Here is a 16,182-nt window from a genome sequence, read left to right as displayed (position 1 = left end):
GGTAGGTTTATCATCTGATGGCGCATCAGAAATTTCTTAAGTTTTCGGGATGGCTTTAAGTATATGTCTTTAAACACCGTTACGTTAGTGGGTCGGGTCGGTGGTGATCCAGATGTTCGCTACTTTGAGTCTGGCAGCGTTAAGTGTCGTTTAACCCTAGCGGTCAATCGTCGCTCTAGTCGCAGCGATCAGCCTGACTGGTTTAATTTGGAGCTGTGGGGCAAGACGGCCGAGGTCGCTGCTAACTACGTACGCAAGGGGCGTTTAATCGGCGTGACGGGTTCCCTCAAAATTGAGCATTGGCAGGATCGCTCGACCGGAGCCGATCGCTCTAGTCCAATCATCAAGGTTGATCGCCTAGAGCTTTTGGGCTCTCGCCGGGACAGCGAGTCACCGCCGGGCGGCTATGACAGTAACGACGAATTTTAAGCAGATACCCTCAATCAAGTATTAGGACTGATGCGCTGCGGCAATACCGAACGCATCAATTCCTCTGGCTTAGCTTCCGGCGATAATAGTAGGGGTGACGCAGGGCGGCAAAGCTTAATAGCGAATTTGTAAGGTGACGGTCGCCCGCACCGTTTGTTCGCCGGCAATAACGGGGGTTTGTGCCAGGTTGTCTGCTTCAAGTCGGGCCTGAGCGGCATAGGGAACGGGAGTAGGTGGGTTAGCCTGATTAATCTGGATGCCTACAATTTCTTGGGCCGTAAAGTTGAGGGTGTCGAGGACGGCATCGGCCTGGGCCTGGGCCTCTTGGGTAGCTTCCTGCAGGGCTATCTGTTGGGCAGCCGATAGGGCCGCGTCGGCAGCAATAAACTGTAGGCTGTCAATGCGCGTAGCTCCCGCGTTGACGAGTTCGTCTAACAGCGCTCCGGCCTGATCGGCTGCAATTCGGAAGCTGACCAAGTTAACCGCGCTATAGCCCTGAATACGCTGGCGATCGCCGCTGTAGTCGTAGACGGGATTGAGCTGAATACCTGTTGTTTCTAACTTGTCTACGCTGCGCGATCGCAGTAAGTCCACAACGGCTGAGGAGCGCTGAGCCGTTTCTGTTTGCGCAGCCGCAGCCGTTTCAGCCTGAGTTTCTACACCCACGGTTACCTTTGCCAAAGTCGTTTGGACGTCTTCGCTGCCCTCTCCGGTCACCGTCAAGATGCGCATGGCTTGTTCTTGAGCCGAGAGGGGCATGGGATGAGTACAGCTAATAATTCCTAGACCAATTAAGGCAAGCCATGCTGCTGAATGAGAGCGGAACGCTACGGGCCAAGCAAGCTTTTGAGTCAATCGTTTGAGCATCGCCTATTCTCCAACCAGTATTCGATAGTAAAGACATTCTGAAAAACTGTCTTTTAACTGTGTCACAGCCTATCGATATTTCCGGTCAGGTTACGATTTTGGTAACTGTAGTCACTGAAATAGAGGAATAAAGATGCTGACTAAGCAATCCGAGATTCCTCTTCAGGAACGCTAAATTCTTGACCAGACCAGGTGGGATGGGGAAAGACGTGAATCTTGCCGTGATTGGGTAGTTCAGTGCTGGGCAGGCTGTTGGCACCGCTCATGAGGATATACTGCTTGAGAATCTCCCGAGCTTCCTCAATAGAGCGCAGCAGATAGTTAGCCATAAAAAGGTAGGGCTGAGTCCGGTATTCGTTGCGAGGCGCAGGCTCCCAAAAGGCCAGCTTGAAGCTGCCCTTAGACTCAGTGATGCGATAGTGAATGGTGTAGTCAGTATCTAGTGCAAACATAGGGTTGAATGGTAAACGGGGGAATGAATCAGACTGCTGCACCCTCTCCCCAAGTTCAGCTCAGGCTTGAATTGCTGACTCCTGTTTTTTTCGTACTCAGTGTGCCCATCGTGGGTTGCGCTCTAGAATTAATTCACAGTTTGTAATCCCCGCTGCCTCCAATTCTAACGACTTATTCTACGTAAAAGTACCGTCTTCCGGAATCTCCAACTAACCTTCACGCAAAGTTTATGAACACCTGCGATGAAAACAAATGCCGTTCGCATTCTAGATAAGCTTGGAGTTACCTATCGGCTTCTAGCGTATGAAGTCGATCCTGATAATTTGGAGGCAGAAAGCATTGCCGCTAAAATTGCTCTGCCGCCGACTCAGGTGTTTAAGACACTGGTTGCTCGTGGCGATCGCGCAGGCATCTACCTAGCTGTGATTCCCGCCAATACTCAGCTCGATTTGAAAGCGCTAGCGCGTTTGGCGGGCGATCGCAAGACTGAAACAGTCCCGCTGAAGCAGGTGCAGTCGCTCACAGGGTACATTCGCGGCGGAGTGACTGCCCTCGCTGCTAAAAAAGACTATCCGGTTTTTGTCGATCAGCGGATTCAGCAGTTTGAGCAGGTGGCCGTTTCGGCTGGCAAGCGTGGTCTGATGATTCAGCTAGCCCCTGCCGCCTACATTGAGGTTGTTAAAGCGACTGTAGGGGCGATCGCCCACGAAAAATCAGATGACTAGCAATATCTGTGGGGCTATTTTTGCGACTGCAGCTAATAGCTTCACGGCTAGTTTAAGCAACTATTGCTTCTGTGTTAGCAGATGAGAAATTATAGTGAATTGAAGCGAAGACTGCGACAGATTACGACTGTTGGGGGACGCCAAAATATCGCTTATTGGTAATAATTTAAGCAAGGAAAATCCGCTAAATATTTAACTATGAAACTGCTTAAATCTGAATTCTCCATTAGCCAATGTCTACTAGCAACTTCAGCTAGCGCAGCTTTTTTGATGGGAGCTACCGCTGCTAAAGCACAGCAGCCTACAGCCGTAAGAATTGCTCAAAGCACTGCGATTGAGACTTCGAGTAGCCAAACAGAAACGCTGTATCTGAACGAAGATCGCAGCTACGCCTACAATTTGGAAGTCGAGCAGGGAACAACCATTAACGGGATTTATATGCCGCCCGGTACTGTTATCCAGGGAAGCTATGAGCCAGCAGGCGACGACGGCCTGCGCTACGTGGCGACGGCTGCGCTCGTCGATGGCCGCAGCTATCCGCTGAACGCCACCTCCGGCGTGATTGACGATCAAAAAGATCCGCGTGACACCTCTGGTGGTGCCATCGCTGAGGACGCGGCTATTGGCGCGGCTGGTGGTGCTGTGCTGGGTGAGGTCTTCGGCGGAATTGATCTAGGCGAAGTATTGGGCGGCGCTGCTGCTGGTGTCGCAGTGGGTAATCTGAGTGCCGATCAGGTCGTGGTAGTCGAACCCGATCAGCCCATCACGCTGTATGTGCAGTAATTGCCAGCGATCGCCCATAGGTCAAAGTCCTCTCTGTCCTGCTATCTGCCTCAACGGTATTTAAGCTGCTCAGCCCCGTAAAGGCTGAGCGCCGCTATCAGCAGCGTCGGCGTTAGCCAGTTACCCCAGCGGACATAGAGAGTGCGGGACTGGCGGCGATAGACGGTGCTGCTGTGAAGCGCATACACGTTAGGTTTTGATAGCCAAAGCGTATGTCCGTGGGCGTCTACGATGCCAGATAGCCCTGTATTGGTGACTCTTACTGCCCAGCGATCGCTTTCAATTGCTCTCATGACGTCCTGAGCATGATCTTGAGCCATCATATAGGCCGGATAGGGATCATTATTGGAGACTGTGACAATAAGCTGGCCGCCTTTGGCCACCTGATCGCGAAAAATATCGCCGTAAGCCGACTCATAGCAGATGCCGACAGCCACAGGGCCAAACGAGGTATTAAATACCTGCTGTGAATTTCCTGGCTTCAAGCTTCCTTCAATTGAAGAGAGGCGCTGGATCAGCCGCCCCAATACTGATTCAAAAGGAATATATTCACCCAGGGGTACCAGCTTGACTTTGTTGTAGCGGCCTACCCTTTCCCCCTCGCCGTCAAAAGCTAGCAAACTCTGGGTGAGCTGTAATGGCGAAGTCTTTTCTGCGATCGCAAAAGTGCCCAGCCAAAGCGGTACTTTCTGCTGCAATACTGCCTGATAGAGAGGATTCTGACGCTGCACAGGTTCCCGCCAAATGAACGGCAGAGCGCCTTCTGGCGTAATCACAACGTCCACGCCTTGCTGAACGAGATCTTGGTAGCCCTGGGTGTATCCTGCGATCGCCCGTTGTTCACCGGCGGGAGTTAACTTGATTTGAGTAGGCACATTGCCCTGAATCAGACCGACACGCAGACTCCGCTGGAGCTGGTCGACAGGTGCGCTCCACTTCAGACCATAGCCCACCAAATAGCAGGCTAGCAAAAAGCCGCCTGCACCCAAGGCCAAGCGGCGAGGCTGTCCCTGCCAGGTCTGCTGTCGGCGGTGGCTCAGCCAGGCTTCGGCTAGACAACCATTGACTACAACGATGACTGCCGTAACCGTAAACTGTCCCGATAGCTGCCCTAGATGCAGTAAAGCCAGATTTCCTGGACTTTGGGTATAGGACAGCGAAGTCCAGTAAAGCGGCCCCCAGCTCCAGACAGTTTCCAAGGCACACCAAAGCGCTGTTGCAGATAGCAGCCGCAGTCTAAAGGAACTGAAAACTGGCACCGCTGTTTTGCGACTCCACAGCCAGCGCAACAGCCCAAACCAAATCATGACCAAAGCCGCGCCCCAGAGGGTAATGAATCCCCAGGCAAAAAGGGCGATTCCTAAGCTGCCTAGCCAGGGAATACCCATCCAGGTCAGCGGATGGAGATAGGTAATCCATGAGAGGGCAAAGCCGTGATAACCCAAGCCCCACAGCAGTGGATAGTGTAGCTGAGGACGCCCCTGTGGCGCTGACGGCGACTGCCGCAAAATCACCCATAGCGGCACTAGGGCGATGAAAGCCAGCGGCCACAGGTTGAGCGGAGGCGGGGCTAGCCCCATACCCCAACCGCTGACAAAAATCAGCAGCGATCGCCAGGGAGGAAGACGGGCGATCGCTGGGCGGTGAACGGCTAACTTTGTCTGGGCTTTGGTCACGCTGGCCTGGGGTTTGATAACACTACTAAGTTCACGATAGGCCGAAATTAAGGGTTCTAGCTAGCTGATGAAAACGCTCTGAGCAATCATGAACCGCAGCACTGAGTAGCTAGAGGGCAAGCGTAAGCCTGTCGGCCTTAAAAACTACGGCTTGTATGAGCCTCCGGCTGAAATAAACCGATAAAAACAGGATTTCTGTAAAGATCTTACCGGCTCAGATTTAGAAAAGCTCAAGCCCTGCGTGCAAGCCTCTACATCAGACCCCCAGTAGGCTACGGTGAGCCTATATCCTGACTGAATTCATGGCCTCTCATACTCAACCCAATCCCTGGATTGTCCGTCCCCGGCCTAATCCGCAGGCCCAACTGCGGCTTTTTTGCTTTCCCTATGCAGGCGGAGGCCCAACCGCTTTTCAGTCATGGATTTTTCAGCTACCGGCTGAAATAGAAGTCTGTTTGGTGCAGCTACCGGGTCGAGAAGGCCGTTTAGCTCAGGCACCTTTTATCCGCATGGCCCCCTTGATTCATGCCCTGTCATCGGCGCTGCTGCCGCTAGGCGATCGCCCATTTGCGCTGTGGGGCAAACACTTAGGCGCGCTGATTGCATTCGAGCTAGCACGCTATTGGTGTTACCGCAGACTAGCCTATCCCCAGTATCTATTTGCTTCAGCCTGCCAAGCGCCCCACTTACCACCTGCTAAGGACAAACTGCATTTACTACCCGAAGCTGACCTACTCAACAAGCTACAGCAGTCTGATAGCGGCTTGACAGCTGTACTTGAGGAACCAGAACGGCTAAAAACGATGCTGCCGATTATGCGGGCTGATCTGACTTTGCTGGAAAGCTATACGTATCGATCTGGCCCCCCGCTGCCCTGCCCCCTGTCCGTCTTCGGCCAGCATCAAAGTGCCCAGTTGGGGCATGAGCAGCTAGTAGTCTGGCAGATTCATACCCAGTCTCAGTTCACGCTGCGGCTTTTAGCTAATAATTCCTCTGACTTTGACCTTCAGCAGCTTCAGGTAACAGCCGCAATTCTGAAGGATCTAGCTCATCTCAAAAATTCGCGTCTGAGCTTTGCTTGAAATCAAATATTTGTACAAATCTCTAGGCGAACTTTGATTGATTCTGAGCTGTGAGCGATATGACGAGTCAGAGCGACTCTCATAGCTGATCAGTTCCAAGCGACAACGACCAGACTGGACTGATTAGCAGGCTGCAGATGGTGGCTAATATGCTTGGTATGTTCTAAAAATTCGCTGTAGTCGCAGAGGTGATCAAGCCCTAAAATGCCCAGCAAACACTCGGCGACCAGCCAGATAGACGTTTTGTAAAAGAGTGTTTTCCACTGGACCATAATAATACCTAGTTTTGGTCAGTCTGATGCAAAATACGTCTGACCGAGAGCGGGGTATGCAGGCTACTCCACCACGCGAATGCGTCCCTGGTTCAAAGCTTCATAAATGCGAGCAATCAGAGCCTGATCTTGCCGACTAATTTGCCGCTTGGCGTATAAGGTCATTAGCAGTCGCTGATCGTAGCGCGTTAGTCTACGCGTCGAAAAAATTTTTTCTACTGTTTCTTCAATTGAGTTCATGCTTTTCTCCCATTCCAGCTAATAAGCCCTGAAGCATTGAACCTGTAAGCGGCGTTGCTGAATCAAGGGATGAATCCGATGTTGGCCGGTCGTGAGCGAGACGCTCACACTCCTCGCCTTTATTGTCAGACAGGTGAGTGCGAGCATCTTGCTCGTGCTTGAATTCATACCCAAAATCAGCAATACCCCTGTAAGCGTCTACTCTGAGACATTTATCTGCTAAACTAGCCGATCTTCGCGTATTCAACTTCATTGTGCTTAGCTTTAAATTTAGGCGTAAGAAAGAATTTGCAGATCAGTAGATTTAAGTAATTCAAATAGCCTTTCAAACATTTTTAATTGCAACTTTGTAAATCAGTAGAATCAAGCAGATTGTTTTGATAGCCTGAGATCAAAATGCTCTTTTCTCTTTATTCAAAGTACCGAGAAAACCCTATTTAAGTCATCCGCCATCCAGGCTGAAAGCGTCCGTCAGACAGCGGATATTCTAAAGGATCAGCTTCTTGGGTTCGCCCAAAGGGCCAACATACAGAAACGCGATCGCCTAAAAAAGCGATCGCGTTCAATCAACTCTAAAATCTAGAGACAATAGAAAGCTATACGGCTGCTAATTCTGGCCGCTTGCTGTTACGAATACCTTCAATGGCTGCCGCATAGTCATCGGCTTTGAAGACCGCAGAGCCTGCCACAATAGCATTCGCGCCAGCTTCAAGTACCTGCCAGGTATTATTAGCTTTGAGTCCGCCATCAACTTCAATCCAGGGGTTTAGACCGCGCTCATCACACATTTGGCGCAGTTGGCGAATCTTAGGCAGAACGGCTGGAATAAAGCTCTGACCGCCAAAACCGGGGTTGACGCTCATAATCAAGATGAGATCGCAAACCTCTAAAACATGTTCGATCAGCGTTATCGGCGTAGCCGGATTGAGCACCACGCCCGCCTGCTTGCCTAGCTCACGGATCTGAGAAAGGGTGCGGTGTAGGTGAGGTGAAGCGTTATGCTCTGCATGAACGGAAATAATGTCAGCGCCTGCCTCAGCAAAGTCAGCGACGTACTTTTCTGGTTCTACAATCATCAGGTGCACGTCTAGCGGCTTTTTAGTCACCGGACGAATTGCCTTGACGATCAGGGGGCCAATGGTGATATTGGGCACAAAACGTCCGTCCATCACATCCACGTGAATCCAGTCAGCGCCTGCCTCATCAGCGGCTCGCACTTCGTCTCCCAAACGGCTAAAATCCGCCGACAAAATTGAGGGAGAAATGACAATCGGTTTTTGGGATTGAGTATTAGGCATGGTGGACGGGTACTCCTATCTCCTGGCTGCGTATTCATCGTAACAAAATCTTTAGTTTCCTCCTAGTTATTTGGTCTTTAGACTGCGACAAAGTCAGCTCAACTGGCGCTAGAGTAGGGACAAACTCAGTTCTCTAACTCCTGTCTGCTTTCAAGCTTGTCCAGTTATCCACGCGATTTCTAGTAAAAGTCTATGAGCCGCCGTTTCTTCTCGCAGTTCGCTTCTCGACTGACAGCTCGCTCCCTTGGTCTAAGCAGTCTCTTCGGCTTAGCCGCCGGGCTGCCAGCCCTAGCGTTGTCTCTTTCAGTTGGCCCAGAAGGAATCGATGCTAGACGCCTACACGAACTGCCCTACAACCTCACAGGGCGAAAGATTGCTATCGGGCAGGTGGAAATTGGCCGACCGGGACAGTTTGGTCTAGACAAGGTGGCTTATGAAATGATGCCGGTAGAGGTGCGGGCCGTCTTTTTTCGCGATCGCCTCGCTTCTCCCAATCAGTATGTAGATGGCCATGCTGCCAACGTGGCCAGCGTCATGGTGAGCCAGGATAAAAACTTAACGGGAGTTGCCCCCGGTGCCACCTTATATTCGGCGGCGATTGGCCCCTTAGAAGGACGCAATGGCCAGCCAGAAGAGTGTTCGGCTTCTCAGCATGTCGCTCTGCAAAATGGTGGAGATGTGCGGGCGATGAACTTCAGCTTTGGCGAGGCGCTAGGGCGAGATCCGCGTCCCAACGCCATGCTAGATGGTAACGCCCTCCTGACTCAGTGTGTGGACTGGTCACACCGGGTACACGACATGCTCTACGTGATAGCGGGTAATCAGGGTTCGGGCGGCATCCCCATTCCTACAGACAACTTCAACGGTATCAATGTCGCGTTTTCAACAGCCATTGAGGGCAGTTTCTACCGAATTGATTACGCCAACCTGGGCAGCGAGCCGACCTATCGTTCCCGCCGATCGCCTGCACCCGAAACTAATGTAGGCCCGCGCCGCTCTATTAACCTAGTGGCACCAGGCGGCAATCTAGAGCTGTTGGACCCAGACGGCCATCCCCGCCGCACTAGCGGCACTAGCTTTGCAGCGCCCCATGTGGTCGCTACCGTAGCGCTGCTGCAGGAGTTTGGCGATCGCCAGATTCGCACTGGGCCGGCAAACTGGACGTTAGAGGCCCGCCGTCCTACCGTGATGAAGGCTATTTTGCTCAATTCAGCCGATAAGATTCAGGACAGCGGGGACGGGCTGCTGGGGGGCATGGCACGGACTCTAATTGACGAGCAGAATGCCACCTGGCTGGACTCGGATGCCTATCGAGATCCGGCTATTCCGCTTCATGCTGAGCTAGGAACGGGCCACCTCAATGCTTTTAGAGCTTACGAGCAGTTTCAGCCGGGGCCGCAAACGCCAGAAAATGCTGTGCCTCTGATTGGATGGAACTATGGCGCGATAGAATCTTCTGTCCCGCCGGATTTGCCGCGATCGCAGCCAACTTTACTTTCTCAAGACTACGTGTTTGAGCAGCCTCTGCAGGAGGGCGGTTACCTCTCAGCAACCCTAGCCTGGGAACGTTTGGTAGTGCTGCAGGATGAGAACCAAAACGACCTGTACGATATTGGCGAAGCCTTTGCCAACCGAGGTTTGAACAATCTCGACTTGTACCTGATGCCCGCTGACGCCGAGGATATCAGCCAGAGTGTTTGGTCTTCTGTGAGCGAAGCTGACAGTGTTGAGCATATTTTCTTTCCGATTCCGGAAACCGGGCGCTACAAGCTGCGCGTAGTCTATCGGCAGCAGGTGAACGATGAGCTACTTCAGCGCTACGCTCTCGCTTGGTGGGCGGTGGGAGCACCGCAGGCAGAATGAAATTTCCTGGGCAATTCTATCGCTGGTATCAAAACCTACTCAGTAATCCCCGTTCCCGTGGCTGGGTGATTGCGCTATCTTTGCTTTACCTGGTGAGTCCGTTTGATATTTCTCCTGATTTCCTGCCGATCTTAGGCCAGATTGATGATGTTGTTCTGATTTCCCTGCTGCTTTCGGGGCTGTTTCAGTGGCTGACTGAACGATTTTCCGCCACAGAAACCTCTACTGCCCACGTTCAGTCTGAAGTGAACGAGCCGGCAACTCGCACGATTGATGTCGAGGCTGTATCATCAGACGCTTCCCAGTCAAATTAGGTCGTCAAATTTAGGCTTTCTAGGTGATTGGCGATCGCTAAGGGCCAAGCGCTTGCCATTCTAGAGCCGAGGCAGCAGTTCAGGCAGTAGGGCAGCGGGTATGCGCTGCAAAGCTTGCTGCTGACTGGGAACGCCAAGCTGTTGGTGATGTAATTTCAGGTTGTTGGCGATCGCCTGTAGGGCTGTGGCTCGGCTCTCAGGCAGTGCCTGCCAGCCTTGCAAAGCGGTCAAATAATGCTGCAGACCCTGGGCTAAATATTCTGCTTGCATGGCCTCATCGAACTGCGCGGAAGCGCCTAAATAGCCATGAACGACGCCAAGACTGTAGTGCACCGCATAAACGTCCAGCGGTTGTGCCGTTGTGGGCGGCGAGTCCATTTTGGTCTGCGCGATTTGTAAGGTTTGGGTGTAGGCGGCGATCGCTTTTTGCCAAAGCTGATCGCGCTGCTGTATGGGCTGGCGATGATTGGCTAATTCGCAGTAGGCCGTCCCCAAGTTGTTGTGAGTGGAGGCACAGGCGGCAGGATCAATTTCAGGCGTACGGTAGACCAGCGCTTTTTGGTAAGCCTCAATGGCCTGTTCTAACCGAGCAGCAGGCTGTTCATGTTGAGCCAAGCTCCAGTAGGCAACTCCTAAGTTGTTAGCAATCATGGCATAGCGCAGCGGCTCCTGCTGGGGCTGACAGTGGTTAAGCGCTTCTGCATAAGCCAAGATAGCCTGTTGGAGGTGCTGCTTGGGCAGTTCTTGCTGAGCCAGCCGCCAGTGCGCTGCGCCTAAGCTGTTTTGTAGAGATGAATATTCTAGAGCGGCGGTAGCGGCAGGCCGATAGCTGAGAGCGTGATGATAAGCCTCAATAGCTTGCTTCAGATGACTTGAGGAGGTCTGAAAGTTGGCCAAAAAGCTGTGTGCCGCCGCTAAGTTGCTGTAGAGCCGTCCGGTAGCTTCCGGCGTCTTCTGGCTGAGGGCGCTGAGCGCCTGCTGATAAACACCGACGGCTTTCTCCATTAGCGACAGGGCTTCTGCGGTCGTCGAAGTACGCTGCGCCTTAATCCAGTAGAGACTGCCTAAATCGTTGAGGCTGTCGCTCCAGAGAGCCGAGTGCTGGGGTAGCCAGCGCAGCCCTTCTTCGTAAGCCTGAATGGCAGCGACTATTAGTTCTGGCTCAGTCTCACCGGCTACCAGGCGATCGCGGTAAGCCTGGCCTAATTGCAGATAGGCATTGCCTGCCGCCGGGTCTGACTGCTGGGCTGGCGAGGCGGGCTTCGGCAATACCGCAACGGCGGTAGCCCCTTTCTCCTGGCGGGAAGGGTGCGGTTCTAAGCCAGACTCAGCCGGGACGGAAACCGTTTGCGATCGCTGAGTTGGCTCTGCTTCCTCCAGATCAGGCAGCGTGGCCTCGGCCTCTGCTAGCTCTAGCTCTTCTAAAGGAATTTCTCTAACTGGATCAAGGCTTTGTAAGACTTCCGTTAGGGAATCGCCTGCGTCTGTCTCTTCCTCGGTCGCAGGCAATCCTGAGGGAGGTGTGGTCGAATCCACTGCGGCGGCTGGCGGCTGTATCGGCCCAGGCTGAGAGCGGGGAGCAGCAGAGAAGCTCGCCTCTGACTCTAAAGGCGAGGGATCGCCGACAAACTCAAACAAGCCCGTATGGCAGGCCCAAAAGCCGGGTACCGACTGCTGAATCAGCCGCGCCCAGGGCCAAGGCATCCAGAGCAGCAGACTGTGTTCTAGGGCGGGTAAGAGCAGTTCAATTTGTCGCAGCGATCGCAGAAACTGCCGCTGCGTGGTGGCTGACTGCCGGGTGAGCTGTTCAATTCCTACCACCTGTAAGCTCAGAGACTGAGTCATGGTCGCTGAGGATTGCTTTAGGCAGGTAACGATCTGCTGCGGCAGATGAGGTGGATTGAGATCAAGGCTGAGCCGCTCTAAGTTCCAGGAATCCTGCCAGCCTTCTAGGTTGCTGGCTGCCGTAGCGGCACTGGCGGTAATATCGGTTTCTAGCTGAGCGGCGAGGCGATCGCGCAGGGGAATATCATCACAGACGGCAATCAGCAACTGACGTTTGAGATTGAGCTGCAGCGTCAGCTTCAGGCGCTGGTAGGTGCGCTGATTTAAACCTAGCACTTGACGAGAGGGGAGTTCAGTGACGACCATCGACCGGGGGCATTGTGGGGAATCGCACATTTATTTCTTCTGAGACTGTCAGTCCAAGTCAGGAATAAAGCCGCCAGAATCCCTGCTGAAGCTGATATCCTAAAACTCTGAGAAGTCTGGTGACTGCAACTTTTCTTCATATATTGAGCTTTCCCTATGTCTGTTGTGTCTGATTCCTCAATTCGAGAGCAGCAACATCCGCTAATTCGCCAGCTAGCTGACCTGATTGAAGCCGCTTGGCAACAGCTAGATCTGAGTCCCTATCAGCTACCGGCGGATTTGGGCTATGTTGAGGGACGGCTAGAGGGAGAAAAGCTAGTGATTGAGAACCACTGCTATCAGACTCGCCAGTTTCGCAAGCTCCATCTAGAGCTGGCTAAGGTGGGACAAAGCCTGGATATTCTGCACTGTGTTATGTTTCCCCGGCCTGACTTTGCCTTACCGATGTTTGGCTGTGACCTCGTAGGCGGACGCGGTCAGATTAGCGCCGCGATCGCTGATTTGTCCCCCGTTAGTCCTGAGGGCCTGCCGGCTGGCTACCAGCAGTCTCTAGCGGCCCTGCCCCAGCCTGATTTTAGCCAGCCGCGCGAGCTGCCAGCTTGGGGAGATATTTTTTCCCCTTTTTGCACCTTCATCCGCCCCAGCAGTCCGGCTGAGGAAGCGGCTTTTTTAGAACGTATTCAGTACTTTCTCGACATTCACTGCCAGCAGGCGATCGCGGCTGTGGCAACACCGCCGCAGCGAGCTGAAATTCTGCAGGGGCAGCAGCGCTATGTGCAGCAGCAGCAGCAAAATGACAAAACGCGCCGTGTGCTGATCAAAGCTTTTGGGGCTGAGTGGGCTGAGCGCTATATGACCACTGTTTTGTTTGATCTTCCTGACCCCGAACCGAGTTTGACCTAGCTGTTTTCTATGCCAAATTCGTCTATTGTCACTTCTTCGTCTGACAGCATAGCTGCGGCGTCTACGTCCGCTAAGCCGGGAAAGCTGGTGGTTTTTACGGGGCCAAGCGGCGTGGGCAAAGGTACGCTGCTGCGCCGTTTGCTCGATCGCCATCCTGAGCTGTATCTCTCGACTTCAGCGACTACGCGGCAGCCCCGTCCGGGAGAAGTGGACGGGCAGCATTACTATTTTGTTGATCGAGATAAGTTTGAGCGGATGGTAGCTGCTGGCGAACTGCTGGAGTGGGCGGAGTTTGCCGGTAACTACTACGGAACTCCGATTGAGCCGGTGCAGCAGCAGGTACAGGCGGGGCACTGGGTTGTACTTGAAATTGAGCTAGAGGGCGCTCGGCAGGTCGAGCAGTCCTGTCCGGAAGCGCTGCGAATTTTCATTTTGCCCCCCTCTTTAGGCGAGCTGGAAAGGCGGCTGCGCGATCGCAGTCAGGATAGCGAAGCGGCGATCGCCCGGCGACTGCAGCGGGCTAGCGTGGAAGTAGAGGCAGCAGATGAGTTTGATATCCAGATTGTCAATGATGATTTGGAGACGGCTCTACAGCAGCTAGAACAGGCTTTATTTGGTCAATAAACAGTTAAATCAAGCCTATAGAGGCTTACTCAGCCGCCTCTGTCTCTGGGCTGAGAGAGCTCGGCGGAATGCCTTCGACCGCGACCAAGGATTCGGTTACCGCTTTGACGATGGGCGCAGCTACAGTTGAGCCATAGGCATCATCTCCCCAAGGCTCGTCCACAATGGCCAAAATCACGTAACGGGGATCCTCAACTGGCAAAATACCGACGAAGCTCGTAATGCGGGCATCTGTGTAGTAGCCATTGAGCGCTTTTTGAGCCGTGCCGGTTTTACCCGCAATTCGATATCCCGGTACCTGGGCGGGTTCGCCAGTCCCCTCTTGAACAACGGTTTCCATCATGCTGACGACCTGCTGCGCCGTGGCTGCGTCAAAGAGCGGTTGGGGCTGAGGCCGAGGCGGCTGCCAATGGATCTGCCCCTGGCGATCGCGCAGTCCTGAGACTACGTGAGGCGTCACTAGCTTGCCGCCGTTGGCTAAGGTGCCCTGGAGCCGTAGAAGCTGCACCGGCGTTAGGGCAAATCCCTGGCCAAAAGCAGTGGTGGCTGGCTCAATTCGACTGCCGACAAACTGCTCCTTTTCCTTAAGCTGTCCAGTGGTTTCAGCCGGTAGCTCAATGCCGGTGGGCTGATCAATTTCCAGTCGCTGCAGCCAGTCAAAATAGGTTTCTGGAGCCAGCGCCTCCATAATGTGAACCATGCCAACATTGCTGGAGTATTTCAGCACTTCGGCTAAGCTGAGGGGGCCGCGACCGCCTCTGGCCGCATAGTCAGCGTTTTGAATTGGCCATTCGCCAATTTGAATTCGCCCTTCGTCGTAGATCGAAAAATTGGGATCTACCGCTTGCGAAGCCAGGGCGATCGCTACGTTGACTGGCTTGAAAGTCGATCCTGGCTCGTAACTATCGCTAACAGCCCAGTTCTTAAAGGCGGCGACGTCGGCTTCGTAGTAGCGATTGGGATCATAGGTAGGCTCTACCGCCATCGCCAAAATAGCCCCGCTGTGGGCATCCATAACCAAAACAGCACCGCGCTTAGCACCGTAGGTTTCCATCTGGCGGCGCAGGCTGAGCTGAGCCGCTCGCTGTAGGCGGCTATCTAGGGTGAGCTGCAGCATCAGGCCGTCTTCGGCCAGCAAAGCCGCGAGCGCTAAATCCTGCTGGCGACCTGTTTGGGCAGACTGGGCCTGGGATGGCTGGGGCAAAAAGAGCTGCTCCTGCAGGCTGTACTCCAGTCCAGCCTGTCCTTCACCGTCTACATCGACGTAGCCCACAATTTGAGAAAATAAGTCGCCCCTGGGATAAAAACGCTGCAGATTGGGAATTAGCTCTAAGCCGTTTAGCTCCAGCTCTAAGATCCGCTTAGAAATTTCTTCTGGCAGGGTTTCAGCTACTTTAATCCCCGTTTCTTGCGCTTCAAACTGCTGAACTAGCTGCCGGGTTGGTTGTTCGAGCAGGGAACTGAGCTGGGCCGCGATCGCGCTGGCTGATTGGTCAAACAAAGCCGGATGAGCATAGAGTGTGTACTCAATTTGATCGACGGCTAGGGCATTTCCTTGGCGATCGACAATGCTGTGACGCACCTGAATTGGCTGACGGCGGCGTTGCTGCTGCTGCTGCGCCATCTGGGCCAGCGCCGTCCCCTGCACTAGCTGAATGTAGGCCAGCCGGCTTCCCAAGCCGATGATGCTCAGGATCAAAAGGCTCCAAACCAACAAAGCCCGAAACCGGGGAGAATAGCGGCGCGATCGCTGCCGGGGCCGAGGTTTTCTAGCCATAGGGCGGCGCGATCGCGCCGCTAAGCGAGGACGGGAGGACATAGGGCTATCAAAGGGCAATAGTCAGGAGAACTGGCCTAGTAGCCGAGGGGGTGAGCCAGAGCCGGATGAGGCGGAACCTCTGTCTCTACAGCAGCCGATTCAGTGGCTTCAGTTGCCGCAGGGGGTAAAAAAATTAGGCTGTTGGGCTGGGGCAGCTCTAAAGCGGCTCCTGGCACTTCTGCCTGTTCCGCTAAATGCTGCTTCAGCACCTCATTTGCGGTTGTGAGCTGGTGCTGGCTGCGGCGCAGGGCTTCTAAACGCTGCGCTCCTGCCTGCAGTGACTTGTCCACATAGACCGTAGAGCCATAGAGAGCGAGAACTGCTATCAGCAGGCCGCCCGACAGCACCGTGGTGCCTTGATATAGCCCCAGCAGTAGCTGTAACCAGAGAGGCCGCTGCGGCGCGGCAAAGGCAGGCCCTGGCTCAGCGGAGACTGGTACTGAATGGGATCGCTTAGCCGCCGCCAGCATCGGCACCACGCTGCGACTGCGCCGCCGCCCCGCTGTTTTTTCGATATCTCGTTTCAAGGCTGCCGCCATGCACTCCACTCCTCAATCGGATTCACCTTGCTCAACCAACCTGTCAGGAACCAACCTTCAGGCGGAATGCGCCGTCATGTGGGCTGTGCCTCAAGGTCCCAGATTGGCGACATAGTAACCTGCCTGAGCCATAACAGCAATAGA

17 protein-coding genes are annotated in these 16,182 nt (G+C 53.8%); 8 read left to right on the top strand and 9 right to left on the bottom strand.

Features of this window, described 5'->3' with window-relative positions:
- Positions 1 to 63 precede the first annotated feature (63 nt).
- Positions 64 to 429 (top strand): single-stranded DNA-binding protein, encoded by a 366-nt coding sequence (locus QJQ48_RS03095; RefSeq protein WP_346289719.1) that lies wholly within the window; start codon positions 64 to 66, stop codon positions 427 to 429.
- 114 nt (positions 430 to 543) lie between these two features.
- Here QJQ48_RS03095 and QJQ48_RS03090 read toward each other — a convergent pair whose 3' ends face one another.
- Together QJQ48_RS03090 and QJQ48_RS03085 are read right to left on the bottom strand one after the other, a co-directional pair.
- A complete protein-coding gene (locus QJQ48_RS03090; RefSeq protein WP_346289718.1) occupies positions 544 to 1,296 on the bottom strand; it encodes an SIMPL domain-containing protein in 753 nt (250 codons plus the stop codon).
- Between the two features lie 140 nt (positions 1,297 to 1,436).
- Positions 1,437 to 1,748, bottom strand: coding sequence for a hypothetical protein (locus QJQ48_RS03085; protein WP_346289717.1), 312 nt, complete (start codon positions 1,746 to 1,748; stop codon positions 1,437 to 1,439).
- A gap of 243 nt (positions 1,749 to 1,991) precedes the next feature.
- On the opposite strand from QJQ48_RS03085, the gene ybaK reads away from it, so the two are divergent.
- Positions 1,992 to 2,474: a Cys-tRNA(Pro) deacylase gene (gene ybaK, locus QJQ48_RS03080; RefSeq protein ID WP_346289716.1), complete on the top strand. Its 483-nt coding sequence runs from the start codon at positions 1,992 to 1,994 to the stop codon at positions 2,472 to 2,474.
- Between the two features lie 270 nt (positions 2,475 to 2,744).
- Entirely contained in the window at positions 2,745 to 3,257 is a 513-nt protein-coding gene (locus QJQ48_RS03075) for a hypothetical protein (RefSeq protein ID WP_346289715.1), read from the top strand.
- 50 nt (positions 3,258 to 3,307) lie between these two features.
- Here QJQ48_RS03075 and lnt read toward each other — a convergent pair whose 3' ends face one another.
- Positions 3,308 to 4,933 carry an apolipoprotein N-acyltransferase gene (lnt, locus tag QJQ48_RS03070; RefSeq protein WP_346289714.1) on the bottom strand — a complete coding sequence of 542 codons (1,626 nt, stop codon included), beginning with the start codon at positions 4,931 to 4,933 and terminating at the stop codon, positions 3,308 to 3,310.
- 302 nt (positions 4,934 to 5,235) lie between these two features.
- Here lnt and QJQ48_RS03065 point away from each other — a divergent pair, with 302 nt between their 5' ends.
- Positions 5,236 to 6,015, top strand: coding sequence for a thioesterase II family protein (locus tag QJQ48_RS03065; protein WP_346289713.1), 780 nt, complete (start codon positions 5,236 to 5,238; stop codon positions 6,013 to 6,015).
- 89 nt (positions 6,016 to 6,104) lie between these two features.
- Here the strand turns inward: QJQ48_RS03065 and QJQ48_RS03060 are convergent, their stop codons facing one another.
- The 3 genes from QJQ48_RS03060 to rpe all read right to left on the bottom strand — a co-directional run bounded on the left by QJQ48_RS03060 (position 6,105) and on the right by rpe (position 7,825).
- Entirely contained in the window at positions 6,105 to 6,287 is a 183-nt protein-coding gene (locus QJQ48_RS03060) for a hypothetical protein (RefSeq protein WP_346289712.1), read from the bottom strand.
- Between the two features lie 63 nt (positions 6,288 to 6,350).
- On the bottom strand, positions 6,351 to 6,527 hold the full coding sequence (locus QJQ48_RS03055) for a hypothetical protein (RefSeq protein WP_346289711.1): 177 nt from the start codon (positions 6,525 to 6,527) through the stop codon (positions 6,351 to 6,353).
- 596 nt (positions 6,528 to 7,123) lie between these two features.
- Positions 7,124 to 7,825 carry a ribulose-phosphate 3-epimerase gene (gene rpe / locus QJQ48_RS03050; RefSeq protein ID WP_346289710.1) on the bottom strand — a complete coding sequence of 234 codons (702 nt, stop codon included), beginning with the start codon at positions 7,823 to 7,825 and terminating at the stop codon, positions 7,124 to 7,126.
- Between the two features lie 192 nt (positions 7,826 to 8,017).
- Between rpe and QJQ48_RS03045 the strand changes: the two genes are divergently transcribed.
- Both QJQ48_RS03045 and QJQ48_RS03040 read left to right on the top strand, forming a co-directional pair.
- Positions 8,018 to 9,688, top strand: coding sequence for a S8 family serine peptidase (locus tag QJQ48_RS03045; protein ID WP_346289709.1), 1,671 nt, complete (start codon positions 8,018 to 8,020; stop codon positions 9,686 to 9,688).
- The gene (locus QJQ48_RS03040; protein WP_346289708.1) at positions 9,685 to 10,002 is read left to right on the top strand and encodes a YkvA family protein; all 318 of its coding nucleotides are present in this window, start codon (positions 9,685 to 9,687) and stop codon (positions 10,000 to 10,002) included. Before QJQ48_RS03045 ends, QJQ48_RS03040 begins: the two co-directional genes overlap by 4 nt.
- Positions 10,003 to 10,062: 60 nt before the next feature.
- Here the strand turns inward: QJQ48_RS03040 and QJQ48_RS03035 are convergent, their stop codons facing one another.
- Positions 10,063 to 12,183, bottom strand: coding sequence for a hypothetical protein (locus QJQ48_RS03035; protein WP_346289707.1), 2,121 nt, complete (start codon positions 12,181 to 12,183; stop codon positions 10,063 to 10,065).
- A gap of 126 nt (positions 12,184 to 12,309) precedes the next feature.
- Between QJQ48_RS03035 and QJQ48_RS03030 the strand changes: the two genes are divergently transcribed.
- Positions 12,310 to 13,056, top strand: coding sequence for a phycocyanobilin:ferredoxin oxidoreductase (locus tag QJQ48_RS03030; protein WP_346289706.1), 747 nt, complete (start codon positions 12,310 to 12,312; stop codon positions 13,054 to 13,056).
- A gap of 9 nt (positions 13,057 to 13,065) precedes the next feature.
- Complete coding sequence (gene gmk, locus QJQ48_RS03025; RefSeq protein WP_346289705.1) at positions 13,066 to 13,680, top strand: guanylate kinase; 615 nt, start codon at positions 13,066 to 13,068, stop codon at positions 13,678 to 13,680.
- 25 nt (positions 13,681 to 13,705) lie between these two features.
- On the opposite strand, the gene QJQ48_RS03020 is transcribed toward gmk, so the two are convergent.
- Both QJQ48_RS03020 and QJQ48_RS03015 read right to left on the bottom strand, forming a co-directional pair.
- Entirely contained in the window at positions 13,706 to 15,499 is a 1,794-nt protein-coding gene (locus QJQ48_RS03020; RefSeq protein WP_346289704.1) for a peptidoglycan D,D-transpeptidase FtsI family protein, read from the bottom strand.
- Positions 15,500 to 15,534: 35 nt separating this feature from the next.
- On the bottom strand, positions 15,535 to 16,038 hold the full coding sequence (locus QJQ48_RS03015; protein ID WP_346289703.1) for a hypothetical protein: 504 nt from the start codon (positions 16,036 to 16,038) through the stop codon (positions 15,535 to 15,537).
- Positions 16,039 to 16,182 lie beyond the last annotated feature (144 nt).

It is taken from the genome of Sphaerothrix gracilis Ecp01 (assembly GCF_030405905.1).
Classification (GTDB): domain Bacteria; phylum Cyanobacteriota; class Cyanobacteriia; order Phormidesmidales; family Phormidesmidaceae; genus Sphaerothrix; species Sphaerothrix gracilis.
The sequence above is the reverse complement of the archived record's forward strand: the minus strand, read 5'-3'. Positions and strand labels throughout refer to the sequence as shown.

Bases quoted from the DNA above. Each gene is read 5' to 3' on its own strand.
- QJQ48_RS03040 (WP_346289708.1), top strand. From the start codon at position 9,685: ATGAAATTTCCTGGGCAATTCTATCGCTGGTATCAAAACCTACTCAGT.
- QJQ48_RS03075 (WP_346289715.1), top strand. From the start codon at position 2,745: ATGGGAGCTACCGCTGCTAAAGCACAGCAGCCTACAGCCGTAAGAATT.
- gmk (WP_346289705.1), top strand. From the start codon at position 13,066: ATGCCAAATTCGTCTATTGTCACTTCTTCGTCTGACAGCATAGCTGCG.
- QJQ48_RS03035 (WP_346289707.1), bottom strand. From the start codon at position 12,183: ATGTGCGATTCCCCACAATGCCCCCGGTCGATGGTCGTCACTGAACTC.
- QJQ48_RS03090 (WP_346289718.1), bottom strand. From the start codon at position 1,296: ATGCTCAAACGATTGACTCAAAAGCTTGCTTGGCCCGTAGCGTTCCGC.
- ybaK (WP_346289716.1), top strand. From the start codon at position 1,992: ATGAAAACAAATGCCGTTCGCATTCTAGATAAGCTTGGAGTTACCTAT.
- QJQ48_RS03015 (WP_346289703.1), bottom strand. From the start codon at position 16,038: ATGGCGGCAGCCTTGAAACGAGATATCGAAAAAACAGCGGGGCGGCGG.
- rpe (WP_346289710.1), bottom strand. From the start codon at position 7,825: ATGCCTAATACTCAATCCCAAAAACCGATTGTCATTTCTCCCTCAATT.
- QJQ48_RS03060 (WP_346289712.1), bottom strand. From the start codon at position 6,287: ATGGTCCAGTGGAAAACACTCTTTTACAAAACGTCTATCTGGCTGGTC.
- QJQ48_RS03020 (WP_346289704.1), bottom strand. From the start codon at position 15,499: ATGTCCTCCCGTCCTCGCTTAGCGGCGCGATCGCGCCGCCCTATGGCT.
- QJQ48_RS03030 (WP_346289706.1), top strand. From the start codon at position 12,310: ATGTCTGTTGTGTCTGATTCCTCAATTCGAGAGCAGCAACATCCGCTA.
- QJQ48_RS03045 (WP_346289709.1), top strand. From the start codon at position 8,018: ATGAGCCGCCGTTTCTTCTCGCAGTTCGCTTCTCGACTGACAGCTCGC.
- QJQ48_RS03095 (WP_346289719.1), top strand. From the start codon at position 64: ATGTCTTTAAACACCGTTACGTTAGTGGGTCGGGTCGGTGGTGATCCA.
- QJQ48_RS03065 (WP_346289713.1), top strand. From the start codon at position 5,236: ATGGCCTCTCATACTCAACCCAATCCCTGGATTGTCCGTCCCCGGCCT.
- QJQ48_RS03055 (WP_346289711.1), bottom strand. From the start codon at position 6,527: ATGAACTCAATTGAAGAAACAGTAGAAAAAATTTTTTCGACGCGTAGA.
- QJQ48_RS03085 (WP_346289717.1), bottom strand. From the start codon at position 1,748: ATGTTTGCACTAGATACTGACTACACCATTCACTATCGCATCACTGAG.